Source organism: Amycolatopsis magusensis (assembly GCF_017875555.1).
GTDB classification, from domain to species: Bacteria; Actinomycetota; Actinomycetes; order Mycobacteriales; family Pseudonocardiaceae; genus Amycolatopsis; species Amycolatopsis magusensis.
Genome location: NZ_JAGGMS010000001.1, coordinates 5,418,959 through 5,441,708, shown reverse-complemented (window position 1 = coordinate 5,441,708; position 22,750 = coordinate 5,418,959). Strand labels below are relative to the sequence as shown.

Below are 22,750 nucleotides of genomic sequence, written 5' to 3'. Positions count from 1 at the left end.
CCATGGCGAGCCCGCCGCTCATCCCCGAGCAGCGACGGCAGGAGATCCTGCGTCACCTGCGGCACGCGCAGGTCCTGAGCTACCACCAGCTCACCGAACTGCTGGGGGTCAGCCACATGACCATCCGGCGCGACATCGCGGCGCTGGAGAAGCAGGGCAGCGTGGAGGCCACCCCGGGCGGCGCGAAGATCGCCACCCGGCTGCTGCGCGAGCCCGACCGCGCCGACAAGGCGGCCGCCGACCGGGCCGAGAAGACCGCGATGGCCAGGGCCGCGGCCACCCTGGTGACCGACTCGATGACCATCTACCTCGACGCGGGAACCACCATCCAGGCCATCCGCCCGTTCCTCGACGGCGTGCGCGACCTGACCGTGGTCAGCAACGACCTGGCCACCGTGGCCGACTTCTGCGACCACCCGAGCGTCGACCTGATCTGCGTGGGCGGGCGGGTGGAGACCGCGAACCGGTCCACCGCGGGCAGGCTCGCCACGCTCGCCCTGCGTGAGCTGTCGCTGGACCTCGCCTTCCTCTCGTCGAGTTCGTGGGACGTCGGGCACGGTGTGACCACGCCCGTCGAGGCGAAGGTCGAGGTCAAGCGCGCGGCACTGGCCGCGGCCACGACCTCCGTGCTCGTCGCGGGCAGCGCGAAGTTCGGCCGGTTCGCGCGGTACCGGGTGCTGCGGCTGGACGAGATCGACCGGATCATCACCGACGGCGAACTCGACGACGAAGCCGCCGCGCGGATCGCCGAGACGGGAACTCCGTTGGTGCGCGCCGGAATCGACAGCTCAGACGACGGCGTCGCCTGACATCACCGCGCTCAGCGCCGCGGCGGCGTCGAGCAGGGCCTGCGAGCGGGTCGTGATCGACGCTTCCCTCGCGGCGAGCGCGGTCGCGAGGTCCTCACCTCGATTTCCCAGGCGCACCTGGGGCATCAGGGCTTGCAGCGGCCCGATCCGGTAGCCCGCGGCGCGCAACTGGTGCACGATCCGGGCATCCCGGACCTGCGCCGGGGAGTACCGGCGGCGTGCTCCCCGGCTCTCATCGCGATCCGGCACGACCAGGCCTTCCGTGTCCCAGTGCCGCAGGGTCGACGGGCGGACGCCCAGCGCGGTGGCCAGCTCCGACACGCTCATCGAATCCGCCGGGCTGACGTCGTGGATGGGCTCGGCGGAAATCGCCTCGGCCGCCTTCTCCGCGAGCCGCAGATCCGTGCGTTCGGTGTGGAGGCGCGCGTGGGCGGCGTCGAGCATCGCGAATGCCTCGCGCGGATTCCCGTTGACCGCCCGCATGATCCGCTTGGCTTCGACCGGACCGGTTCCGGCGGCGAGCGCCCGATACGCCAGCGCGCACCGCACGTGCACCTCGCGGTAGACGCGGTAGCCCGACTCTGTGCGCGCCGCCGGTGGCAGCACGCCGTCGCGCTCGAGGTTGCGCACCTGCTGCACCGAATACCCGGCCCGCCGGGCGACCTCGGCCGTCCGCAGATCCGGCGAGTGGAGGGTTGGCACGCACTCACCTTATGATTTCCGGTTCGAAGTCTCCACAAGCACCTTAATGAAACGCTGGAACACATGAAGCCAGACGAGATCATCGGTTACGTGGACGGCCTCGACGGGGTGCTGACCGTGCGGCCCGGGCCCGGCGACGACTCCCCGGAGCTCGCCTGGGGCGACACGTTCTTCTTCTACGCGCCCGACGGGGTCATGCCGGCCAACACGCAGCCGTTCGCCACCATCGTGACCAAGAACTACCCGGGGGACGAGGAGTCCCGGTTGGACCGCCCGGACACCTTCCGCGTGAACGTCAACGCGGGCAAGGACAACTTCCGAGAGTGGACCGGCCACGAACACCGCGAGGAACCGGCTGAAGACGTCGACCACAGCGTCACCGACACCCTGTTCGCGCATCCCGTCTACGGCTCGGTCGGCTGGCTCGCCGTGGTGAACCCGGGGCCGCGGACCGAAGCGCCGACCCGTGAACTGCTGCGCACCGCGTACGAACTGGCGAAGGCCCGGTACCAGCGGCGCGCCGGCTGATACAGCGCCCGCCATTCGGGGTAGCCGTGAAGCATGAACCTTCCCGCACCGACAGCAGCCGACACCGCCGAACCCCGCACCGCGATCGTCACCGGCTCGGACTCCGGCATCGGCCGGGCCGTGGCGGTCGCGCTGGCGGGCGGCGGTCTCGACGTCGGCATCACCTACCACACCGACGCCGAAGGAGCCGGGGAAACCGCCCGCGAAGTCCGCTCCCACGGCGTATCCGCGCACGTCCGCCAACTGGATCTGACGCGCCTGCCCGGCGAGGCCGACGTCATCGACGCGCTGGCCGAGGACCTCGGTGGCGTCGACGTGCTGGTCAACTGCTCGGGCACGGGCAGTGCGGAACTCGCCATCGACATGGACTTCGACACCTGGCGCGAGGTGGTCGCGGTCGACCTGGACGGGCCGTTCGCCTGCTCCCAGCGCGCGGCCAGGCACATGGTCGCCGCCGGGCGCGGCGGGCGGATCATCACGATCACGAGCGTGCACGAGCACGCCCCGCGGGTTGGCGCGGCCCCGTACTGCGCGGCGAAAGCGGGTGCCGGTGCGCTGACCAAGGTGCTCGCCATCGAACTCGCGCGGCACGGCATCACGGTCAATTCGGTGGCACCGGGCGAAATCTCCACGCCGATGACCGGGCAGACCGACGCCGACCCGCGTTCGCAGGAGCGCCCCGGCGTGCCGCTCGGCCGCACCGGCGACGCCAGGGAAGTCGCCGCCGCGGTGGCTTTCCTGGCGACCCCGGCCGCCGCGTACATCACCGGCGCGTCGCTCGTGGTGGACGGCGGCATGCTGCTGATGGGCCCGCAGGCGTCGAGTGAACTGGGCGGGCACGACTGGCGCACGATCGAGTGAGCCGGGCTTTCGTGGCCGGTGCGCGGGTAGTTCCCCGGGGTGACCCGAGGAGGCTTCTTGTTGCCCGAGCACACTGGCCGGCGGGTTCCGCCGGCGTTGCGTTATTCCGCCGCGATCGCCGGGTGCCTGCTGCTGGTCGCGGGCGGCCTGTACGTCCTCGGCGTGGTCGCCGCCTATCTCGCCCCGGTGCTGGTACCGGTGGCGATCGCGCTGCTGCTGGCCGCGCTGCTCGCCCCCGCCGTCCAAGTGCTGCTGCGCCGCCGCGTGCCACGGCTAGCAGCGGTAGCGCTAGTGCTGCTAGGAGGTCTAGCAGTGCTAGGTGGCTTGCTCACGTTCGTCATCACCGCGCTCGTGCAGGGCCTGCCCGCGCTGCGGGAGGAGCTCGTCCGCGGGGTCGACGCGGTCGTGCGCTGGCTGTCGACTGGGCCGCTGCACCTGGACGAGGCGCGGGTGCGGGGCTCGTTCGACCGGTTGCTCAGCACCGTGACCGGTACCGGCGGGGACATGACGACCGGGGCGCTGAACACCGCCATGACCGCCGGGGAGGTGCTGGGGCAGGCGGTGCTGGTGCTGTTCGTGCTGGTCTTCCTGCTCACCGGCGGGCCGGGGATCTGGGCGTTCCTGCTGCGGCCGGTGCCCTCTTCGCTGCGCGACCACGTCGACGTCGCCGGGCGGCGGGCGTTGTCGGCGCTGGTCAGCTACACGCGGGCGACCATCGCGGTGGCGGCGGTCGACGCGGTCGCCATCGGCATCGGGATCGCGGTGCTCGGCGTGCCACTGGCCGTGCCGCTCGCCGCGGTGGTGTTCCTGTGCGCGTTCATCCCGGTTTTCGGCGCGTTCATGGCGGGCGGGCTCGCGGTGCTGGTGGCCTTCGTGGCGAACGGGCCGGTGACCGGGCTGGTGCTGCTGGGCATCGTGATCGCGGTCGAGCAGGTGGAGGGGCACGTGCTGCAGCCGCTGTTCCTCGGCCGGGCGGTCCGGCTGCACCCGCTGGCGGTGGTCCTGTCGATCGCCGTCGGGTGGGTGGTGGCCGGGATCGCCGGGGCGCTGCTGGCCGTGCCGCTGCTGGCGGTGCTCAACGCGGGGGTGCGTTCCCTGTTGAGCACCGCGTCCCGGCCCGCGGGGTTCACCGGCGGAACTTGCGCACCACCTCCCCCACGGAGTCCGGCACCCTCGTCTTCAGTCGGCTGACCGCCTTGCGCACCATGGAGTCCTGCTCGGGCACGGCCTGTTCGGGACTGACCGCCGGGGCAGGAATGTCCACGTCGGCTGTCTCGTCCAGCCGATGCCGCCCCTCGCTGCGGTCGCGGGTGTAGGGCTCCGCCGGCGCCTGCATCCAGGTCTGCGCCGCCGCGTCGACCGGCGTCGGCGCGTGGGCTTCGCGTTGCTGGGGTGTCTCTTGTTCCAGCTGGACTTCGCGCGCCTGGTGAGCCTCGTGCTCCAGATGGGCTTCGCGTCCCTCGTAGGTCATGCGTGCCTGGCGGGCCGCGTGCTCCTGGGGCACCTCGCGTGCCTCCTGTTCCAGGTGGGCCTGGCGCCCCTCGTGAGTCTCGCGCGCCTGGTAGGGCTCGCGTGCCTGCTGGGTCCCGTGCTCCTGGGGTACCTCGCGTACCTCGTGTTCCAGGTGGGCCTCGCGCCCCTCGTGAGTCTCGCGCGCCTGGTAGGGCTCGCGTGCCTGATGTGCCTCGTGTGCCTCCATCCGGCTACGCAGTTCCGCAGGCTGCGCCCACCCAGCTTGGTGCGCCTCGTCCCGCTCGTGCGCCTGGGCACTCTCGGCCTGCACCGGCGGCCCCACCAGCCGATGCTCCTCCGCTGGTTCGGACCACATGCCCCGCTCTTGCGCCGTCTCCGCTCCATCCCGCCACGGTTCCGGCCCCGACACCTCAACCCGCTCCGCCTGCCTGGGCGCGTCAAGCCACTCGCCCCCTGGACCATCCACAGGGGACTCATACCCAGCCTGCGGGGACACATCCGCTCCCCGCGCCCCCTCAGCCGCACCCCTCCCCGACCCCCCGGGCAATCCACTCCCACCTTGCCCGGTTGATTCACTCGACTCCGGAGCCACAGCCCGTCCAGCCGAATCAACCTGCCCCGGCGCTTCAGCCTGCCCGGCTACATCGGGCCGCCCCAGCGACCCGGACTGCGCGGACGATTCACTCCACTTCGGAGCGCCACCCTGCCCAGCCGAGTCAGAACGCCCCGACGCCTTACCTTGCACCGGTGCATCAAACCGCTCCGGCGACCCGAACTGCCCAGGCGACTCGCTCCAAGTCGGAGCCAGCCCGGCCGAATCGAACCGCTCCGGCACTCCAGCCTGCCCGGCTACATCGGGCCGCCCCAACGACCCAGCCTGCACGGCCGATTCACTCCAGTTCGGAGCGCCACCTTGCCCAGCCGAGTCCAAACGCTCCGGCGCCTCAGCCTGCGCCGGTGCGTCAAACCGCTCCGGCGACCCGAACTGCCCAGGCGACTCGCTCCAAGTCGGAGCCTGCCCGGCCGAATCGAACCGCTCCGGCACTCCAGCCTGCGCGGCTACATCGGACCGCCCCAGCGACCCGGACTGCGCGGACGATTCACTCCAGTCCGGAGCGTCAGCCTGCCCAGCCGAGTCAAACCGCTCGGGCACCTCAGCCTGGGCTGGCGGAATAGATTCCTCCGGCGCTCCGGCCTGTACCGGCGATTCAGTCCAGTCCGGAGTCTCAGCCCGCCCGGCCGAATCAAACCGGCCTGGTGCCTCAGCCTGCGCGGCTGGTTCGAACCGCTCCGCATCCGCGTAGGACTCGGGCGGTGGTGGCGCCTGCATGGGCGCGTAGTCGGAATCCGGCGTCTCAGACTCGATGAGCGCATCGATGCGCCTGGAAGCCTCCGGCTCCAACGGTGCCTCCTCGGCCGGAGTCTCGCTCCACATCGGAGCGTCAGCCCATCCCGGTCCCTCGGCTGGGGTCTGGGCGTACGCATCCGTACGGCCCGGTATCTCCCCGCCTACCTGAGCCGGTCCCTGTTCCGGCATCTGGGCATGGCCGAACTCGTCCACCCGACTCGGCGCCTCCGGCGCTGCAGCCCGCTCCGCAAGCTCGGCGTAAACAGGCTCGGCTGCCCGCTCCGGCACCTCGGCGTAGGCGGGTTCGTCGAATCGGCTCGGGGCTTCGGGCTCTGCTGTTCCAGGCAGGTCGAGCCGACCCGTCGAAGCGGTGGTCCACTCCGGAGCTTCGTCGTAGGTGGACTCGGCAAACTGGTCCGGGAACTGAGCGCGAGCAGGCGTATCGACATAAGCGGGTTCGTCGAATTGGCGTGAAGGCTCGGGCTCCGCAGCGGTATGCGCTGGGGCTTCGGGCTCCATCGGCGCCGACGTCTCGGCGTGCATGGGAGCGTCGAACCGTCCGGGCGCCTCGACCGGCTCGGCAGACCACGCAGGCGCCTCTGCCTCCATTGGCGCGGCTGAGCGCGTGGGTGCCTCGGTCTCCACCGGTGCGGCGGGCCCTGCGGGAACGTTGGCTTCCAAAGGCGCTTCAGCGGCCAAAGGCGCTCCGGCGGGAGACTCCACCAAAGGCGTCTCCAGCCGGTGCCTGCCTTCCGTGGTTTCCGAGGGGGATAGCAGAGTCTCCGGGTGCTGCGCCGCCGCGCTTACGGGGACGTCCATTTCGGGGATCGGCTCGGTGGGGATGAGCTTGCCTGCGGCCGGATCGGGATTCACCCGTTCGGGGCTGGGTACCGGGGTGGGGACGTCCGGTTCCGCTGGGGCGCGGAGGCCTTCGGGCATGTCCACCTGACGCAGCGGCTCGGTCTCGCTGGGATGCCCGCCCAGGCTGCCTTCGAAGACCCCCGCCACCGGTGGCGTCTTCTCCGCGGGCGGCCTCGTCAACCCCGCCTGTTCCGGCGTGATCTTGGGCAGCATCAGCGGCGTATGCGCGTTGTCCGCGTTGGGCGTGCAGCGTTCCTTCGCGAACGGGTAGTCCGCCAGCGGGTCACCTTGATGCCGTCGCGGGCGTTCCTTGCGGCGGGCCAATCCGGCCAGTCCCACCAGTCCGAGCAGGCCGCCGAGTCCGGCGAGTCCCCACCACAGCACGTTCATCTCGACCACTCTCCCTCGTCATCGGCCACGGGTGGCGTACCCGGACACGGGTGGACTACCGGATCTGCCCCCGATCGGGTGGTGCCCCAACCGGGGTTTTCGCACCCCGTCCACGCATGGATCGCGCCGAGCGGGGAAGTCCGTCTCCACCGACCACCCGAAGGAGCGCGCCGTGACCCGTGAGCGGAAGAACGAGGACGAGGACAAGGAAAAAGAAGTCATCCGCGGCGAGCAGGGCACCTCGGACGACCCGCACGACGACACCGACCCGCAGTCCGGGGAATGAGGAGGCCACCGTGACCCAGCCCGACCACCACGCGCTCTGGCAGATCGAGCAGAGCCTCAGCGAGGACGACCCCCAGCTCGCCGCGAAGCTCCGCGCCGGTCACGCCACCCAGGCGAAGCGGTGGCGGCTGATCCTCGCCCTCACCGACCTCACCGTGGTGCTGATGCTGGTCGTCGGCGTGGTGGGCGGCAGTGCGGCCCTGCTGCTGTGGGGCCTCTTCGGCCTCGCGGGCCTCGGCTGGATCCACTGGACGAGGCGCGTTTTCCCGCCGACCCCGCGGGGTAGTCAGCGTCCGTGATCAGAACGTGGTTGCTCAACCGGCTCAAGCCCCAGCGGGACGAATCCGCCGTCACCATGGAACTCGCGTGCGGCGGCCGCATCCGCCTCCGGGCGCGTGACGACGGTTCCAGCATCGAGTTGACCAGCCCGCCGGACGGTCAGCGCGGCCCGTGCACCACCCGGCTGGAGCTCTCCGTGGCCGAGATCACCGAACTGCGCGCCGCGCTCGACGCCGCCAACCGGGAGAACTCGGTCACCGCCTGAAACCGTCAGCAGGCGGTGGGCAGCGACTCCGGCGGGGTGAACGACGCGCCCATAGCTTTGGCCAGCATCGGCAGAGACCGGTGCAGTTCCCGTTCCCAGTACGGCCACGTGTGCGTCCCCGGCCCGTACAGGCAGGTCGTCACCTTCGCCCCGACCTGCTTCAACCGCGCCGCCGTCGCGACCGACTGCGCGCCCAGTACCTGCTCGGTGGGGTCGAACGCGGTACCCGGCGGATCGAGCGGGCCCGGCTGACCATTGCCCGAGGCGATGAAGACCGGCAGCCCACGCAGGCGCCGTGCGAGGTCGTACGGGTTGTGTGCGGCCCAGACCCGCGCCTGGGCGACGGGATCGCCCCACAACTTGAGCGGGTCCTCGCCGTAGGAGGCGATCAGCGCCTGGATACCGGACGTGGTCGGCTCACCCTCGTGGGTGGTGTGCACCAGGCCGCTGTAGGACGCCGCCGCCTTGAACATGCCGGGATGCCGTCCCGCGTAGGACAACGCGCCGAAGCCCCCCATGGACAACCCCGCCACCGCGCGGTCGTGCCCGGACCGGTAGCGCTGCTCCAGCAGCCGTCGCAGTTCGGTGAGGTGGAAGGTCTCCCACGCCGGGCCGGACAGCCAGTCCGAGTAGAAGCCGACGTCACCGGCCTCCGGCATGACGATCAGCGCGCCGAGGTCCTCGGTGTATTCGGCCACGTCGCTGTACGTGGTCCACTCGACGTGCCCTTCGGCGGCCGAGCAGCAGCCGTGCAGCAGGTAGAGCGCCGGCCAGCGCTTGCCCGGTTGGGCCTCGAAGTTCTTCGGCAACAGCAGGCGGACGCCGACGTCGGCGTCCAGCGCCGGGGACCGGACGACCAGCTCGACCAGCCGGTCACCGAGCAGGCGCTCCTCGAGCACCGTGGCCCGCCCGGAGTCGGCCACGGCCGGGGTGGCGACCGCGAAGCCGGCCAGCGTCAACACCAGGACGAGCGCTTTCCTCACCATGGCTCTCAACACGGCGGCCCTCGCTGTCGGTGGCCCGTCGGACACGCTCAGCTTTCCGGGCGGGACCGGCGCGGTCAAGGACCGAGCTGACTCCCCTGTTGCGCGAGCGGTCCGGTGGTCCAACCCCGTTCACCCCGGGACGGGCGCACCATCGCGGCCGCGCTGCCCCTCATCGAGCAGGACCTCGCCGATGTGATCAGCTTCGGCATGCTCTTCCTGGCCAATCCCGACCTGCCCGCGCGGCTGGCCGGCAGCGGCCCCTTCGACACCCCGGACCGCGCCACCTTCTACGGTGGCGGCGACCGCGGTGACACCGACTACCCCGCACTCACCGAGGAGACAGCACGATGAGCGACTTCAACACGCAGGTGATCGAGGAGTTCCGCGAGAACGAAGGCCGCGTCGGCGGTCCGTTCGCGGGCGCTCCGCTCCTGCTGCTGCACCACGTCGGCGCCCGCAGCGGCCGCGCGCAGATCAGCCCGCTGATGTACCTGGCGGACGACGACCGCTACCTGGTGTTCGCCTCGAACGGCGGCGCCGACCAGCACCCCGCCTGGTACCACAACCTCAGGGCGAAGCCGGACACCGAAATCGAGGTCGGCACGGACAGGTTCGCCGTGCACGCCGAGGAAATCACCGGCGCCGAGCGCGATGAGCTGTATGCCCGCCAAGCGGAGCTGTACCCCGGGTTCGCCAAGTACCAGGAGGGCACCAGCCGCGTCATCCCGGTGGTCGCCCTGTCCCCGGCGAAAACCTCGGGCGCCTGAGCGGCCGTCAGTCCAAACAGAACTCGTTGCCCTCGATGTCCTGCATGACGATGCAGGACTCGTTCTCCTCGTCGGCGTACAGCACGCGCTGCTGGACGGCGCCGAGCGCGGTCAGCCGGGCGGACTCGGCCTCGAGGGCGGCGAGCCGCTCGGCACCCACGAGGCCGGTGCCCGCCCGCACGCACAGGTGCACCCGGTTCTTGACCACCTTGCCTTCGGGCACGCGCTGGAAGTACAGCCGCGGGCCCACGCCCGACGGGTCGGCGCAGGCCGACGCCGGACCCTCCGACGGCGGTAGCTCGTACCCGAGCACCTCGCACCAGAACCGGGCGAGGCGGTCGGGATCCGCGCAGTCGAAGGTGACCTGGAACTGTTTGATCGACCCCATGGCCACACCCTACTAAGCGCGGGCAACCGGTTTCCGGGTCAGGGCGCGGGTTCCAGGTGCACCACCTTCATCTGGGTCATCTCGTCGAGCAGTTCCGGGCCGTAGCCGAATCCGGAGCCGCTGACGCCCCTCGGCTCGGCCGCGCCACCCGGGGCACCGCCGAACACCGAGTTCACCTTCACCGTGCCCGCGGGCAGTTCCCGCCACGCCCGCTGCGCGTTCGCCATCGAGCGGGTCAGCACCGTGGCCGCGAGCCCGTACTCGCCGGTGGCCGCCTCCGCCATGCCCTCGTCGAAGTCGCGGACCACCTGCACCGGCGCGACCGGGCCGAAGGTCTCCTCCCGCATCACCAGCAGGTCGGCGGTGCAGCCGGTGAGCACGGTCGCCGGGTACTGCGGTCCGGCTGGTGCGTCCCCGCCGACGAGCAGCTGGGCGCCGTGGGCCACCGCGTCGCGGACGTGCGCGTCGACCTTGTCCCGCTGCCGGTTGTCCACCAGCGGCAGCAGGCCGCGCGTGCGGGCCTCCACCGCCAGCGCCGCCACGAACTCCTCGGCCACCGCCTGGTGCACGTAGATCCGTTCCACCGACACGCAGATCTGGCCCGAGTTCGCGAACGCGCCCAGTGCGGCCTGCCCGGCCGCCCAGGCCGGGTCCACGTCCCCGTCGACGACCAGCGGGTCGTTGCCGCCGTTCTCCAGCAGTGCCTTGGCCCCGGTGCGGGCGCAGGCCAGCGCGATCGCCCGGCCCGCCTCCACGCTGCCGACGTGCGCGACCAGGTCCACCCCGCGGTGCCCGGCCAGTTCCGCCCCGACCAGGCCGTCGCCGGACACGGTCTGCAGCACGCCGTCCGGCAGGCATTCGGCCAGGATCTCGCCGAGCAGCGCGCCGGTCAGCGGCGACCGCTCGCTCGGCTTGTGCACCACCGCGTTCCCGGTGACCAGCGCCGCGCCGAGCAGCCCGCAGGCGACCGCGACCGGGTCGTTCCACGGCGTCAGCGCGACCACCACGCCGCGGGGTTCGGGCACCATGAAGTCGGTCGCCGAAATGTCCCCGCGCAGGGTGGCACCCCGGTGCACCGGGCCGAGTTCGGCGTACTGCTCGAGCGTGCCCGCGCCCGCGAGCACGCCCTCCGCGGCCTCGGCTTCGAGGCGCCCGGTGTCGCTTTCGTTGGCCTTGGCGAGTTCGCCAACCCGCGCGCGCAGCGCGGCACCCGCCTGCCGGAGCGCCGCGCCGCGTTCGGCGGCGGGCGTCGCGGCCCAGGCTCGCTGCGCCTGCCTGGCGGTGGCGATCGTCGCGGCGGTTTCGGGCATGGGGTGCCTCCTCATCGGGTGGGGATGCCGATACCCCGGCACGTGAACCCGTGCCGGGCCAGTGCGTCGGCGTCGAGCAGGTTGCGGGTGTCCACCACGGCGGCCCGGTCGGCGAGCTGGGCCAGCTGCGCCCAGTCGAGGTCCCGGAAGTCGGGCCATTCGGTGAGCACCACCAGTACCGCGGCGTCCTTGGCGACCAGCAGCGGGTCGTCGACCACGTGCAAGTCCGGGATCGAGCCGCCCTTGGCCGCGGGCACCGCGGGGTCGTAGCCGGTGAGCACCGCGCCGCGCGCGGCGAGCCGGGCGGCGATGGCCAGCGCGGGTGAGTCGCGCAGGTCGTCGGTGCCCGCCTTGAAGGTCAGGCCGAGCAGGCCGATCCGCTGGCCGGCGGGTGAGCCGTAGGGCGAGCCGGTCAGCACCTCCTGGATCTTGTGGACCACGCGCTCGTGCTGCACGGCGTTCGTGCGCTCGGCCGCGTTCAGCAGGCCGAACCGCATACCGCGATCACGCGCGGACCGGCGCAGCGCGGCGACGTCCTTGGGCAGGCAGGAACCACCCCAGCCGGGGCCGGGGCGCAGGAACGCCGGGCCGATCCGGTCGTCCAGGCCCATCGTCCTGGTCACCTGCCGCACGTCGGCGCCGACCTGCTCGCACAGCTCGGCGAGTTCGTTGGCGTAGGACAACTTCACCGCGAGGAAGGCGTTGCTGGCGTACTTGCCCAGTTCCGCGCTCGCCGGGTCGGTGCGCAGGACCGGCGCGTCGAACGCCGAGTACAGCGCCTCCACCCGGTCCGCGCCCGCGTCCCCGCCGATCACGATCCGGTCCGGCTCCAGGAAGTCCCGCACGGCGAAGCCCTCGCGGAGGAACTCCGGATTGCTCACCGCCGGGAGGTCGTCGCGCCCGGTCAGCTCGGGCACCCGGGCCGTGGTGCCCACCGGGACCGTCGACTTCAGCACCAGCACGGTGCCCGGGCGCAGCAAGCCGCCGAGTTCGCGCAGCACCGACTCCAGTGCCCGCAGATCGGCCCGGCCGCGCTCCCCCATCGGGGTCGCCACGCAGACGAAGACCACGTCGGCGTCCCGGAGTTCGGCGATCTCGGTGGTGAACCGCAGCCGCTCGGTCCGCAGCCCTTCGGCGAGCAGTTCCGGCAGCCGCGGTTCGCTGATCGGCACCTCGCCGCGGCGCAGCGCGTCCACTTTGGACTTGTCGATGTCGGCGCAGCGCACCCGGTGCCCGAGGTGCGCCAGGCAGACGGCGGTGGTCAGGCCGACGTAGCCGGCACCGACCACCCCGAGCGAAAGCTCAGCCATCGCGTTCCCCTCCCAGTGCCTGCCGCGTCGCGGACAGCACATCGGGTACCTCGATCTTCAGCAGCCCGGGGTCCGGCCGGTCGGCGAACGGGTCCCCGGTGGTGCCCGCCCACAGCACGATGTGCCGGCCCTGGTCGGGCGGTCCCCAGCGCGCGGGCGCGGTCGGGCCGAACAACAGCACCGAGGCGGTCCCGCAGGCGGACGCCAGGTGCGCCACGCCGGTGTCCCCGCAGACCACCAGTGCCGCGTCGGCGATCAGCGCGGTGAGCGCGCGCAGCCCGGTCCGCCCGGCGAAGACGGCGCCCTCGCCGAGCCCGGCGCCGGCGGCCACCTCGCGGGCGAGTTCCCGTTCGGCGGCCGAACCGGTGATCACCACCCGGTGCCCGGCGGCCGCCAGCTCCCTGGCCACGGTGGAAAAGCGCGTCGGCGGCCAGCGGCGGGCCGGGAAGGCCGCGCCGGGGTGCACCACCACCGCGCCGGGTACCGGACTCGATTCGGCCGGGCGGCCGATCCGCAGCTCGCCCGGATCGGCGTCGATCCCGTAGTAGGACAGCAACCGGCACCAGCGCTCCCGTTCCGGCAGTTCTTCGGTCCACTGTGGACCTCGGTACTGCGGGAAGTCGGCGTGCGCGTGGGACATCACCGGCGCTTCACCGGCCACCGCGGCGAGGTCGGCCAGGCTCTCCGGGCCGCTGCCGTGCAGGTTGACCAGCAGCGTCGGCCGTTCTTCCGGCGCCTTCAGGGCACCGAGGCCGGGGACCGGGACCAGGTCGTCCACCGCGTCGAGCAGCGGGACCAGTTCGCGGAGCGGCTCGGGCGCGGCCAGCGTGATCCGCTCGTCCGGGAACGCCCGGCGCAGCCCGCGCAGCGCGGGCACGGCGACCAGCAGGTCACCGAGCCCGAGCGCGCGCAGGACGAGGATTCCGCTCATGGCCAGGAGGACTCTTCGTCCGAGCAGACCACGAGTTCCCGCACCTGCGAACCGGCGGGCTGGCTGAGCGCGAACACCACGGTCCGCGCCACGTCCTCCGGCCGGTTCAGCTTGGCGTCGGCCGGTGGCTTGTACCGGTCCTCGCGGGTGTCGAAGAAGGCGGTGTGCATGCCGCCCGGCACCAGCAGGGTCACCCCGACCCGGCCGGCCAGTTCCGCGGCCAGCGCCCTGGTGAAGCCGACCACGCCGAACTTCGCCGCGCAGTAGGCCGTGGCGTCGCTGACCGCCTTGATGCCCAGCGTCGAGGCGACGGTGACCACCGTGCCGCCGGACCGCTCCAGGTGCGGCAGCGCCGCCCGCACCACCGCGGCGGTGCCGAACAGGTTGACCCGGACCACGTTCTCCCAGGTCTCCGCGGGCACCGAGTCCAGCGTGCCGGGGATGTCCATGCCCGCCGCGGTGAACACCGCGTCGAGCCCGCCTGCCTCCTCGGCCAGCTGCCGCACCGCGCGTGTGGTGGCTTCGGTGTCGGTGACGTCGACCTGGACGTGCGGCACGTCGGCGGCGGGGGCGTCGCGGTCGAGCACGAGCGGCCTGCCGCCCGCCTCCTGCACGGCCGCCACGGTGGCGGCGCCGAGCCCGGACGCACCGCCGGAGATCAGCACGTTGCCCAGTTCTGTCATGGTCCTCCTCCTCATCGGGTGACCAGTCGCGTGGTCGAGTAGCCGTCGAGCACCGGGACCAGCACGACCTCACCGCCGTGCCGCCGGACCACCGCGGCTTCGGGCAGTTCCGCTTCGGCGTAGTCCCCGCCCTTGACCCACACGTCCGGCGCGAGCCGGTCGAGCAGCTGTTCCGGGGTCTGTTCGTCGAACACCACCACCGCGTCGACCGCGGCCAGCCCGTTCAGCAGCCGGGCCCGGTCGGGCGCGGACAGGATCGGCCGGGTCTCGCCCTTGAGCCGCCGGACGGATTCGTCGGAATTGAGGCAGACGACGAGCGCGTCGCCCATCGCGCGGGCCTGCTCCAGCAGGGTCAGGTGACCCGGGTGCAACAGGTCGAAGCAGCCGCCGGTGGCCACGAGCCTGCCGCCTCGTGCCTTGACCTTCGCCGCCAGCGCGAAGGCCGACGGCTCGCCCGCCCTCGGCGCCGGGAGCGCGGGCGGGGTCTCCGAGAGCGAGCTGGCCGCGCCCGCCGCCACGAACCGGGCCGCGGCTTCGACCGCCAGGTCCACGGCTTCGGCGGTGCTCGCGCCGTCGTAGAGCGCCGCCGCGGCCGCGCTGGAGAACCGGTCTCCCGCACCGCAGGTGTCGGGGCGCACCGCGGCGGACACGCGGCACCCGTCGGGCACCACGGCCATCCGGGTCTGCTGGCCGTCGGCCAGCACCGCGCCGTCCGCGCCGAGCGTCACCGCGACGGACTCGGCGGCCCACGCCACGCGCAGGGTCCGCGCCAGCTCGTCCGGCGGCCGCTTCTCACCGGCGAACCGCACCGCTTCGCTGTCGTTGGGCGTGGCCAGCCGGCACCCGCGCACGGGCTGCGAGCCTCGCGGGTGCGGATCCCACACCACCGGCACCCGGCGCGCGGCTTCGGCGAGCTGACGACGGATGAAGCCGTTGCTCGCGACCCCGCGGCCGTAGTCGGCGACCAGCACGCCCGAGGCGCTGCGCAGCAGGTCGGCGAGCCCGCGGTGCGAGCGGAGATCGATCAGCCGTCCGTCGCCCTCGTCGAGCCGGGTGATCGGCTGACCGCCCGCGCGGATCCGCTTCTTGCTCGGCGTACCACCGTCGAGCGGCAGCGCGAGCACCTCGACCTCGTTGCGCAGCAACGCTTGCAGCCGCTCCCCCGCTTCGTCGTCGCCGAGCGCGGTCAGCAGCACGACCTCCGAAGTGGACCGTGCGGCGAGCTTGGCGGCCAGGCCGGCGCCGCCGGCGCGGTGCCATTCACGCACCACGTCCACCACCGGCACCGGGGCTTCCGGGCACAGCCGGTCGGCGGTGCCGTCCACGTCGATGTCGAGCAGGGTGTCGCCGACGACGACCAGTGGGCCGCGGGTCACGCGACCATGCCTTCCACGCCGATGGCCCGGTCGAAGGCGGCGCACAGCGTGTGCACGATCGCCAGGTGGGCTTCCTGCACGGTCGCGGTGGATTCGGCCTCCACCGCGATGGCGTCGTCGCACAATGCGGCGAGGCTGTTGGGCAGCGGGCCGGTCAGCGCCCAGGTGGTCAGGCCCTCGTCGTGCGCGGTCTTGGCCGCGGCGCAGACGTTCTGGCTGCGGCCGCTGGTGGACAGCAGCACCAGCACGTCGCCGGGGCGGCCGTGTGCCTGCACCTGCCGGGCGAACAGCTCCTGCTCGCCGTAGTCGTTGACGATCGCCGTGCCCGCCGAGGTGTCGGCGTGCAGTGCGATGGCCGAGAACGGCCGCCGGTCGTGCAGGTACTTGCCGACCAGCTCACCGGTGAGGTGCTGGGCCTCCGCCGCGCTGCCGCCGTTGCCCGCGGCCAGCAGCCTGCCGCCGGAGCCGAGCACCGTGGCGAGGTGCCGTCCCCACCGGTCGATCTTCGGGGCCGCCGCGTTCAGCCGCCCCAGCGCTTCACTGAGCGCCGTGAAATGTTCCGTGATCACGCTGCACCTCCCGAGTGCTCCAGCTCGATAGATTCCGTCGCCCGCAACCGCCGCACCGCGTCGAGCACCTCTTCCGCGTCCACCCGGTTCAGGCACGGGTGCCCGTCGATCGGGCAGTGCCGCGCCCGGCTGCCCCGGCAGGCCGCCGCCTGGTCGCCGAGCAGCACCACCGGCACGCCGTAGGGCGCCCACCGCGCGGCGGGCACGACCGGGGCGAACAGCGAGACCACCGGCGTGCGGACCGCGGCGGCGAGGTGGGCGGGCCCGGTGTTGGGCGCGACCACCACCGCGGCGCCGGCGAGCACGGCGGCGAGGCCGCGCAGATCGGTCCGCCCGGTCAGGTCCAGCGCGCCGGGGCAGGTGATGCGCCGCGTCAGTTCGGCGTCCGCGGGCCCTCCGGTGACCACCACCCGGTAGCCGTGGTCGACCAGCAACCGCACGGCGGCGGCGTACTGGTCCACGCCCCATTCGCGGGCGGGCGCCGTCGCGGCCGGGTGGACCACGACGTATCCGGGTCCGCCGGTCAGGCCGGACACGTCGGGCAGCGGACCGGTGATCGCGAGTTTGCCGTCGTCACCGGGCGGCAGGCGGAAACCGGCGGCCTCGGCCAGTGACCGGGCACGCTCGGGCTCCGGGATGTCACCGTCACCCTCGATCCGGTGGCGAAGGTCGAGCAGGGCGCCCGGGTAGTCCTCGCTGATCGCGCCGATCCACCCGACCCCGGCCTCCCGCAACGCCAGCGCCATCGGCAACGGCGACTGGTGGAACGAGGTGAAGATCAGGGCCCGGTCCGCGCGCACCTCACGGATGCGGTCACGGAAGGCCGTCATGTCCGCCGCGGTGATCGCGGGTGGTTCCGGGTCGATCCACGGCGCGCACCACTCGAGCACGCGGTCCACCCCGGGCAGCAACTCGGCGGCGGCGCGACCACGCGGCCCGGCCAGGAAGGTCACCTCGTCGGCCCCGGCGGCCACGGCACGGACGGCTGGCCCGGCGAGCAGCACGTCGCCGAGGTTGTCCGACCGGACCACGAGCACGCGCCCGCTCACGGACGACTCCCCGCGAAGGCCAGCGCGACGGCGTCGTCCACCGTGTCCGCGACCCGGGCGTACCGGCGCGCGTGCTCGATCTCCTCGGGCTTGGTCTTCTCGGTGGGCACGAGGATCGCCTGCGCTCCGGCGGCGAGCGCGGCCTGCACGTCGGAGCCGATGTCGCCGATCACCACGCACTGCCCCACCGGCACGCCCAGGTCCTGCGCGGCCTGTTCCACCAGGCCCGGCTGGGGTTTGCGGCAGGAGCAGCTGTCCGCGTCGCGGTGCACGCAGACCTGCCAGGTGTCGAACGGGCCGAGCAGTTCGTCCACCTTGGCGTTCACCTCGGCCAGCTGCTCCGGGGTGATCAGCCCGTGTGCCACACCGGACTGGTTGCTGACCACGCCCACCCGCACCCCGCGGGACCGCAGGCGCCGCAACGCTTCTTCGACCCCCGGCATGGGCTTGACCTGGTCGGCATCGGCCAGGTAAGGCACGTCGGTGATCAGCGTGTCGTCGCGGTCGAACAACACCGCGGCGGGTCCGCGGTCCGCGCGGACGCGAGCCTCCCCGGCGAGCCGGTGCGCGCAGGCGACCGGCGGGATGAGCACGCTGGTCACCAGCATTCGCGCGATCTCGCCGGGGGTGCGCGGACCCGGCATGATCCGGCGCAGGGCGAATTCCGCGGTCAGGCCCAGCCAGGCACCGGCGGTGAACCTGGCCCACCGCCCCCGCCCGGTCCCGGCGAGGCCGAGCGTCGCGGCGGCGAGCGCGGTGGTCAGCGCGTGCTTGCCCAGCCTGCCGGGGCCCTCCCCGGTGTCCTTGCGCCAGTCACGGCCGAACTTGGCGCGCATCAAGGCGTTGTCGGCGTTCCCACGCTGCGCGCGGACGCTGGCGAAGAAGTCGGCCTGGCGGGCGGGGTGGATGGTGACGCGCTGGCCGCGCTCCAGCCGGTAACCCGCTTGCTCGGCCCGCAGGGCGAGGTCGGCGTCCTCACGGAACGCACGCGGGAACCGTTCGTCGAAGCCGCCGATGGCGATCAGCACCTCACGGCGGTACGCCATGTCCGCGGTGATCCACCGGGCCGTGGCGAGGCCCGCGGTGCCGCGCTCGTCGTCGGTGGGACGGCGATCCGGCGGCAACGGCACCTGGATCCGGCCCTGCGAGGCGTCGATGTCCGGGCGCAGGTCTTCGACGAGCAGACGGCGCCAGTCGGCGGGCACGCGCACGTCGTCGTCGAGGAAGGCGACCCACTCGGTGCTCGCGGCCTGCCAGCCCAGGTTCCGCGCCCCCGCCGGGCCACGCCCGCCGCTGCGCAGCACCCGGACGGGCAACCGCAGGCCGGGCAGGTCGAGTTCCTCGCCCTCGCGCCGGTCGTCGACCACGATGATCTCCGCGGGCGGCTGGCCGTCGCCGTGGTCGAGTCCACTGAGGAGGGTTCGCAGCGCGGGGCGCCCGACGGTCGGGATCACCACGGTGTAGGCGGTCATACCGGCCTCCGCACCACGAACGGGCCGATGGCGAGCAGGTCCACCGGACTGGAACCGAAGCACTCCAGCGCGTCCCGCGGATCGTCGACCATCGGCCGTCCCGCGGTGTTCAGGCTCGTGTTGACCACCACCGGCAGCCCGGTCCGCTCGGCGAAGGAGGCCAGCATCCTGGCCAGCAACGGCTTCTCCGCCGCGTCGACGGTCTGGATGCGGGCCGTGCCGTCCACGTGGGTCACCGCGGGCAGCCGCTCCGCCCACTCCGGCGCGACCTGGTGCACGAAGAGCATGTACGGGCTCGGCAGCGGGCCACCGCTGAAGATCTCGCCGGCGCGCTCGGCCAGCACCATCGGGGCGACCGGGCGGAACTGCTCGCGTCCCTTGACGTCGTTGAGCCGTTCGAGGTTCGCCTTGTGCCCGGGGTGCGCCATCAGCGACCGGTGGCCCAGCGCCCGCGGCCCGAACTCGGCCCGGCCCTGGAACCACGCGACGATCCGGTCGTCGGCCAGTGCTTCGGCGACCGCCTCGGCCACGTCGTCCGGGCGCTCGTACTTGACCCCGGCGCGATCGAGCCAGTCCTGCAGTTCGCTGTCGCTCCAGCCGCGGCCGAGATCCGCGCCGGACATGGGTTCCAGCCGCTCCCCCGCCTCCGCGGCCAGGTGCAGGGCCGCGCCGAGCGCGGTGCCCGAGTCACCGGAGGCCGGTTGCACCCAGATGTCCTCGAACGGGCTTTCGGTGTACAGGCGGCTGTTCGCCACGCAGTTGAGCGCGATACCGCCCGCCAGCGTGAGCCGGGTCTGCCCGGTCTGGTCGTGCAGCCAGGCCGCCAGCTCCAGCAGTACGTCTTCGAGTCGCTTTTGGACGGTGGAGGCCAGGTCGGCGTGCACCTGCTCGAACCCGCCGGTACGCCGGGGGGCGAACGACTCCCAGTCCACCGGCTCGGTGCGGAAGCCGCCGTCACCGGTGGTGTGCACCAGTTTCCGGAACTCCGGCTCGAAGCGCGGGGTGCCGTAGGAGGCCAGCGCCATCACCTTGTACTCGTCGCTGGACCGGGCGAAGCCGAGGTGTTCGGTCAGGTCTTCGTAGAGCAGGCCGAGCGAGTGCGGCAGTTCCTGGGTGGCCCATTCCACCAGTTTGCCGTCGCGGTATTCACCGGCCAGGTAGGAAAGGTTCTCCCCGCGGCCGTCGGCGACCAGCACCGCCGAATCCCCGAACGGCGCGGCCAATCCGGTCGAGGCCGCGTGGGCGACGTGGTGCCGCACGAAGCGGACGATGTCCGGATCCAGGCCCGGCAGCACGGTTTTGAGGAACTTGGGGGCCCGCTGCGCATAGGTGGTGCGCAGTTCCTCCCACGCGGGGTCGAGCCCGCCCAGGCTGTGGTCCACCATCGAGGGGTCGTAGGAGTAGCCGACCGCGTCCAGTTCGGACTCGTCGATCCCGGCCTGCTCCAGGCACCAGCGCGCGGCCTGTTCCGGTAGTTCCCACGCGGCGAAGGGCACCGGCCGCTTGCCGTGCTTGCGACGGCTGAACCGTTCCTCCTCCGCCGCGGCCACCACCTTGCCATCGACCACGAGTGCCGCCGCGGGGTCGTGGAACACGGCGTTGATCCCGAGGATTCGCACCCGGTCACCTCCAGTGAATCGCTGGCATCTCTCTCTGTATCGCTACCCGCTGAAGCGACTCTCAAACGATTTCCTGCGCCTTCTCGCTGTCCGGGCGGTCAGTCGGCTACTGCTCGAAGCGACTCTCCCGGGAAACGCGAGGCAGGGCCGGTCCGCGGTGGCGGACCGGCCCTGCTGGGTGAACGCGGCAAATCAGCTGTCCGAACCCGCCAGCATGGCGGCGGGGGCGCTCGCGGAGAGCACGTTCGAGTACACCCGGAACGTGTCCGCGGCGATGCGGTCCCACGAGTACCGGGCGGACGCCCGATCGGTGCCCGCGGCGCCGTAGGCCTCCCGGGTCACCGGATCGGCCAGCAGTTCACGGATCTTGGCGGCCAGCGGTCCTGGCTGCCGTGGTGGCACCAGCGCACCGGTGAACCCGTCGACCACCGTGTCGGTCAGCCCGCCGACCGCGGAGGCCACCACCGGCACCCCGCAGGCCATGGCTTCGAGCGGCACGATGCCGAACGGTTCGTACCACGGCGTGCAGAGCACCAGGTCCGCCGAGCGCATCAGGGCGGGCATCTCGTCACGGGAAACCGCGCCGCGCAGGTGGACCCGGTCGGCCACGCCCATGCGCTTGGCGAACCAGCGCAGGCGGTTGGCTTCCTCGTCGTGGTCGTCCGAACCACCGGCGATCACCAGTTCGGTGTCCGGGACGGCACGCAGCGCGGCGATCGCGGTGGAGAAACCCTTGCGGGGCACCAATCTGCCCACCGCGACCAGCCGGTGCGGCGCGCCCTTGGCCTCCGCCGGCCCGGTGGGGGTGAACCGTTCCAGGTCCACTCCGCACGGCACCACCGAGATCGCCGAGCGCGGCACGCCCATCCGGATCAGCTCGAAGACCTCGTCCGAACAGGTCGCGGCGATCCGCGCGGCGTGCTTGCCCACCATTCGCTCGATGCGCACGCGGTCGGGCGGGCTGGTGTCCGCCTCACCCTGGTGCCGCCGCTTCACCACGCCCAGCGCGTGGAAGGTCTGGACCACTGGCACCCCGGCGGACTTGGCCGCCAGCACCGAAGCCAGCCCGGACATCCAGAAGTGCGCGTGCACCACCTCCGGCGGTTGGGCCAGCCAGTCCTGCTCCAGGCGCAGCGCGAAGTCGTTCATGTACGGCAGCAGGTCGTCCTTCGGCACCGGCTTGCGGGGTCCGGCGGTGATGTGGCGCACCGCGACCCCGCTCGGGGTGACCACTTCGTCCGGCTGGTCCGGATCGTCGCGCCGCGTGTAGACCGTCACCCGATGGCCCGCTCTGGCCAGCGCCGCCGAAAGCTCGGCCACGTGCAGGTTCTGCCCGCCGGCGTCCACCCCGCCCAGTGCCGCCAACGGGTTGGCGTGCTCCGAGACCATCGCGATCCTCATCGGCTACCTCCAGCGAAATCGTTCATGCCATCACCCGGCCGAAGAGCGTGTCCCAGTTGTGCAGGAACGCTTCGAGGCCGTGCGTCGCCAGCGCGTGCTCGCGCGCGGCCTTCCCGGCCGACCGGGCCAGGTCGGGGTCTTCGATCAACCGGCGGATCATCGTGGTCAGCGCGCCGACGTCGGTGGCCACGAGACCGGCCTCCCGCGGCACGGTCACCGCCGCCTCGGTGGTCGCCAGCGCGACCACCGGCATCCCCAGGTGCATGGCTTCGAGCAAGGACAACCCGAGCGAGGTCCACCGCGCGGTGTGCAGGTAGAGCCGTCGGCTGGCCAGTTCCCGGTGCAGGTCGCCCAGCGGCAGGTCACCGATCGGGCGCAGCCGGTCCCCGGCCACGCCGGTGTGCTCGTTCAGCCCGTCCAGCCCCATGCCGAACACGTCGACCGGCGCCGCGCGGCAGAACGCGGGCAGCAGGTCGGTACCGGTGCGCCTGCCCCGGCGGATCGGCTCGTTGATCACCACGGCCGCGCGTTCCTCGGTGCCGGTGTACAGCTCGCCGGGATCGGGCACGCCGTGCGGGATCACCATCACCGGCGCGTCACCGGTGTCCCACACCAGCTGGTTGAAGTGGGTGACGTGGATGACCGGGATGTCGCTCTGCCCCGCCAGCGGGTGCCTGCTGTCCGGTACGTCCCCGAGCGGGGTGTTGTGCTCCACGAACACCGCGGGCACGTCCCGGCCCGGCCGCCGCCCCAGCAGCTTCTCGGCGCGGTCGATCTCTTCCGGCCGCTGGAGCACCACGATGTCGACCTCGGTGTCGCCGAGTTCGTCGGCGTCCACGTCGAGGACGTTGTCCGGCCACGGACGGCCTGCCCGTCCGAGCCCCCACGGGCCTCCCTCGGCCAGTTTCGGCAGGAGGTAGGTGTGCCGGCCCCGGACGAAGGCGTTCATCCAGGAGCCGTGCACATGCCAGGCGAGCACTTTCATGGTCTAAGTAGTTGCCCGCCGGAAGTCGCCTAAACACGAGATCGCGAACGTGTGTGCGGCGCCCTTCGCGGGGTACTCGTGGCCGGTCAAGATCACCGGTTCA

At 72.4% G+C, this 22,750-nt stretch carries 23 protein-coding genes; 8 read left to right on the top strand and 15 right to left on the bottom strand.

The window, feature by feature from the left end; genetic code table 11:
* The first annotated feature begins 2 nt into the window (after positions 1-2).
* On the top strand, positions 3-809 hold the full coding sequence (locus JOM49_RS24435; RefSeq protein ID WP_209666567.1) for a DeoR/GlpR family DNA-binding transcription regulator: 807 nt from the start codon (positions 3-5) through the stop codon (positions 807-809).
* On the opposite strand, the gene JOM49_RS24430 is transcribed toward JOM49_RS24435, so the two are convergent.
* On the bottom strand, positions 789-1,511 hold the full coding sequence (locus tag JOM49_RS24430) for a MerR family transcriptional regulator (RefSeq protein WP_308158852.1): 723 nt from the start codon (positions 1,509-1,511) through the stop codon (positions 789-791). The two genes, JOM49_RS24435 and JOM49_RS24430, sit on opposite strands and share 21 nt — an antisense overlap.
* A gap of 63 nt (positions 1,512-1,574) precedes the next feature.
* Between JOM49_RS24430 and JOM49_RS24425 the strand changes: the two genes are divergently transcribed.
* From JOM49_RS24425 to JOM49_RS24415, 3 genes are read left to right on the top strand one after another with little or no spacing between them, the layout of a single operon-like run.
* A complete protein-coding gene (locus JOM49_RS24425) occupies positions 1,575-2,039 on the top strand; it encodes a DUF6194 family protein (protein WP_209666566.1) in 465 nt (154 codons plus the stop codon).
* A gap of 33 nt (positions 2,040-2,072) precedes the next feature.
* Positions 2,073-2,900 carry an SDR family oxidoreductase gene (locus JOM49_RS24420; protein WP_209666565.1) on the top strand — a complete coding sequence of 276 codons (828 nt, stop codon included), beginning with the start codon at positions 2,073-2,075 and terminating at the stop codon, positions 2,898-2,900.
* A 60-nt stretch (positions 2,901-2,960) separates the two neighbouring features.
* Complete coding sequence (locus JOM49_RS24415; protein ID WP_245369456.1) at positions 2,961-4,091, top strand: AI-2E family transporter; 1,131 nt, start codon at positions 2,961-2,963, stop codon at positions 4,089-4,091.
* Here JOM49_RS24415 and JOM49_RS24410 read toward each other — a convergent pair.
* The gene (locus JOM49_RS24410; RefSeq protein ID WP_209666563.1) at positions 4,027-6,981 is read right to left on the bottom strand and encodes a hypothetical protein; all 2,955 of its coding nucleotides are present in this window, start codon (positions 6,979-6,981) and stop codon (positions 4,027-4,029) included. The two genes, JOM49_RS24415 and JOM49_RS24410, sit on opposite strands and share 65 nt — an antisense overlap.
* Positions 6,982-7,268: 287 nt before the next feature.
* Between JOM49_RS24410 and JOM49_RS24405 the strand changes: the two genes are divergently transcribed.
* A complete protein-coding gene (locus tag JOM49_RS24405) occupies positions 7,269-7,556 on the top strand; it encodes a DUF3040 domain-containing protein (RefSeq protein ID WP_209666562.1) in 288 nt (95 codons plus the stop codon).
* On the top strand, positions 7,553-7,801 hold the full coding sequence (locus JOM49_RS24400; RefSeq protein WP_209666561.1) for a hypothetical protein: 249 nt from the start codon (positions 7,553-7,555) through the stop codon (positions 7,799-7,801). The genes JOM49_RS24405 and JOM49_RS24400 overlap by 4 nt, the downstream gene beginning before the upstream one ends.
* Before the next feature lie 5 nt (positions 7,802-7,806).
* Here JOM49_RS24400 and JOM49_RS24395 read toward each other — a convergent pair whose 3' ends face one another.
* Positions 7,807-8,787 (bottom strand): alpha/beta hydrolase, encoded by a 981-nt coding sequence (locus JOM49_RS24395; protein ID WP_209666560.1) that lies wholly within the window; start codon positions 8,785-8,787, stop codon positions 7,807-7,809.
* 114 nt (positions 8,788-8,901) lie between these two features.
* Here JOM49_RS24395 and JOM49_RS24390 point away from each other — a divergent pair, with 114 nt between their 5' ends.
* Positions 8,902-9,138: a hypothetical protein gene (locus JOM49_RS24390; protein ID WP_209666559.1), complete on the top strand. Its 237-nt coding sequence runs from the start codon at positions 8,902-8,904 to the stop codon at positions 9,136-9,138.
* Complete coding sequence (locus JOM49_RS24385; RefSeq protein WP_209666558.1) at positions 9,135-9,554, top strand: nitroreductase family deazaflavin-dependent oxidoreductase; 420 nt, start codon at positions 9,135-9,137, stop codon at positions 9,552-9,554. The genes JOM49_RS24390 and JOM49_RS24385 overlap by 4 nt, the downstream gene beginning before the upstream one ends.
* A 7-nt stretch (positions 9,555-9,561) precedes the next feature.
* Here the strand turns inward: JOM49_RS24385 and JOM49_RS24380 are convergent, their stop codons facing one another.
* The 12 genes from JOM49_RS24380 to JOM49_RS24325 form a co-directional block, all read right to left on the bottom strand.
* Entirely contained in the window at positions 9,562-9,942 is a 381-nt protein-coding gene (locus JOM49_RS24380; protein ID WP_209666557.1) for a VOC family protein, read from the bottom strand.
* 38 nt (positions 9,943-9,980) lie between these two features.
* The gene (locus JOM49_RS24375; RefSeq protein WP_245369455.1) at positions 9,981-11,252 is read right to left on the bottom strand and encodes an aldehyde dehydrogenase family protein; all 1,272 of its coding nucleotides are present in this window, start codon (positions 11,250-11,252) and stop codon (positions 9,981-9,983) included.
* Positions 11,253-11,263: 11 nt separating this feature from the next.
* Positions 11,264-12,562: a UDP-glucose dehydrogenase family protein gene (locus tag JOM49_RS24370; RefSeq protein ID WP_209666555.1), complete on the bottom strand. Its 1,299-nt coding sequence runs from the start codon at positions 12,560-12,562 to the stop codon at positions 11,264-11,266.
* Positions 12,555-13,493 (bottom strand): glycosyltransferase family 9 protein, encoded by a 939-nt coding sequence (locus tag JOM49_RS24365; RefSeq protein ID WP_209666554.1) that lies wholly within the window; start codon positions 13,491-13,493, stop codon positions 12,555-12,557. The genes JOM49_RS24370 and JOM49_RS24365 overlap by 8 nt, the downstream gene beginning before the upstream one ends.
* Positions 13,490-14,176 carry an SDR family oxidoreductase gene (locus JOM49_RS24360; protein WP_209666553.1) on the bottom strand — a complete coding sequence of 229 codons (687 nt, stop codon included), beginning with the start codon at positions 14,174-14,176 and terminating at the stop codon, positions 13,490-13,492. Before JOM49_RS24360 ends, JOM49_RS24365 begins: the two co-directional genes overlap by 4 nt.
* A gap of 11 nt (positions 14,177-14,187) precedes the next feature.
* The gene (gene rfaE2, locus JOM49_RS24355) at positions 14,188-15,552 is read right to left on the bottom strand and encodes a D-glycero-beta-D-manno-heptose 1-phosphate adenylyltransferase (RefSeq protein WP_209666552.1); all 1,365 of its coding nucleotides are present in this window, start codon (positions 15,550-15,552) and stop codon (positions 14,188-14,190) included.
* A complete protein-coding gene (locus tag JOM49_RS24350) occupies positions 15,549-16,121 on the bottom strand; it encodes a D-sedoheptulose-7-phosphate isomerase (RefSeq protein WP_209666551.1) in 573 nt (190 codons plus the stop codon). Before JOM49_RS24350 ends, rfaE2 begins: the two co-directional genes overlap by 4 nt.
* The gene (locus JOM49_RS24345) at positions 16,118-17,170 is read right to left on the bottom strand and encodes a glycosyltransferase family 9 protein (RefSeq protein WP_209666550.1); all 1,053 of its coding nucleotides are present in this window, start codon (positions 17,168-17,170) and stop codon (positions 16,118-16,120) included. The genes JOM49_RS24350 and JOM49_RS24345 overlap by 4 nt, the downstream gene beginning before the upstream one ends.
* The gene (locus tag JOM49_RS24340) at positions 17,167-18,642 is read right to left on the bottom strand and encodes an HAD-IIIA family hydrolase (RefSeq protein ID WP_209666549.1); all 1,476 of its coding nucleotides are present in this window, start codon (positions 18,640-18,642) and stop codon (positions 17,167-17,169) included. The genes JOM49_RS24345 and JOM49_RS24340 overlap by 4 nt, the downstream gene beginning before the upstream one ends.
* Positions 18,639-20,261, bottom strand: a complete 1,623-nt coding sequence (locus JOM49_RS24335) for a carbamoyltransferase family protein (protein ID WP_209666548.1) — start codon at positions 20,259-20,261, stop codon at positions 18,639-18,641. The genes JOM49_RS24340 and JOM49_RS24335 overlap by 4 nt, the downstream gene beginning before the upstream one ends.
* Before the next feature lie 192 nt (positions 20,262-20,453).
* Positions 20,454-21,662 carry a glycosyltransferase gene (locus tag JOM49_RS24330; RefSeq protein WP_209666547.1) on the bottom strand — a complete coding sequence of 403 codons (1,209 nt, stop codon included), beginning with the start codon at positions 21,660-21,662 and terminating at the stop codon, positions 20,454-20,456.
* Positions 21,663-21,684: 22 nt separating this feature from the next.
* Positions 21,685-22,647, bottom strand: a complete 963-nt coding sequence (locus JOM49_RS24325) for a glycosyltransferase (protein WP_209666546.1) — start codon at positions 22,645-22,647, stop codon at positions 21,685-21,687.
* Positions 22,648-22,750: the final 103 nt, after the last annotated feature.

Coding starts and splice junctions, on each gene's coding strand:
- JOM49_RS24325 (WP_209666546.1), bottom strand. CDS start 22,647: ATGAAAGTGCTCGCCTGGCATGTGCACGGCTCCTGGATGAACGCCTTC.
- JOM49_RS24385 (WP_209666558.1), top strand. CDS start 9,135: ATGAGCGACTTCAACACGCAGGTGATCGAGGAGTTCCGCGAGAACGAA.
- JOM49_RS24425 (WP_209666566.1), top strand. CDS start 1,575: ATGAAGCCAGACGAGATCATCGGTTACGTGGACGGCCTCGACGGGGTG.
- JOM49_RS24435 (WP_209666567.1), top strand. CDS start 3: ATGGCGAGCCCGCCGCTCATCCCCGAGCAGCGACGGCAGGAGATCCTG.
- JOM49_RS24395 (WP_209666560.1), bottom strand. CDS start 8,787: ATGGTGAGGAAAGCGCTCGTCCTGGTGTTGACGCTGGCCGGCTTCGCG.
- JOM49_RS24340 (WP_209666549.1), bottom strand. CDS start 18,642: ATGACCGCCTACACCGTGGTGATCCCGACCGTCGGGCGCCCCGCGCTG.
- JOM49_RS24330 (WP_209666547.1), bottom strand. CDS start 21,662: ATGAGGATCGCGATGGTCTCGGAGCACGCCAACCCGTTGGCGGCACTG.
- JOM49_RS24380 (WP_209666557.1), bottom strand. CDS start 9,942: ATGGGGTCGATCAAACAGTTCCAGGTCACCTTCGACTGCGCGGATCCC.
- JOM49_RS24375 (WP_245369455.1), bottom strand. CDS start 11,252: ATGCCCGAAACCGCCGCGACGATCGCCACCGCCAGGCAGGCGCAGCGA.
- JOM49_RS24365 (WP_209666554.1), bottom strand. CDS start 13,493: ATGAGCGGAATCCTCGTCCTGCGCGCGCTCGGGCTCGGTGACCTGCTG.
- JOM49_RS24360 (WP_209666553.1), bottom strand. CDS start 14,176: ATGACAGAACTGGGCAACGTGCTGATCTCCGGCGGTGCGTCCGGGCTC.
- JOM49_RS24420 (WP_209666565.1), top strand. CDS start 2,073: ATGAACCTTCCCGCACCGACAGCAGCCGACACCGCCGAACCCCGCACC.
- JOM49_RS24370 (WP_209666555.1), bottom strand. CDS start 12,562: ATGGCTGAGCTTTCGCTCGGGGTGGTCGGTGCCGGCTACGTCGGCCTG.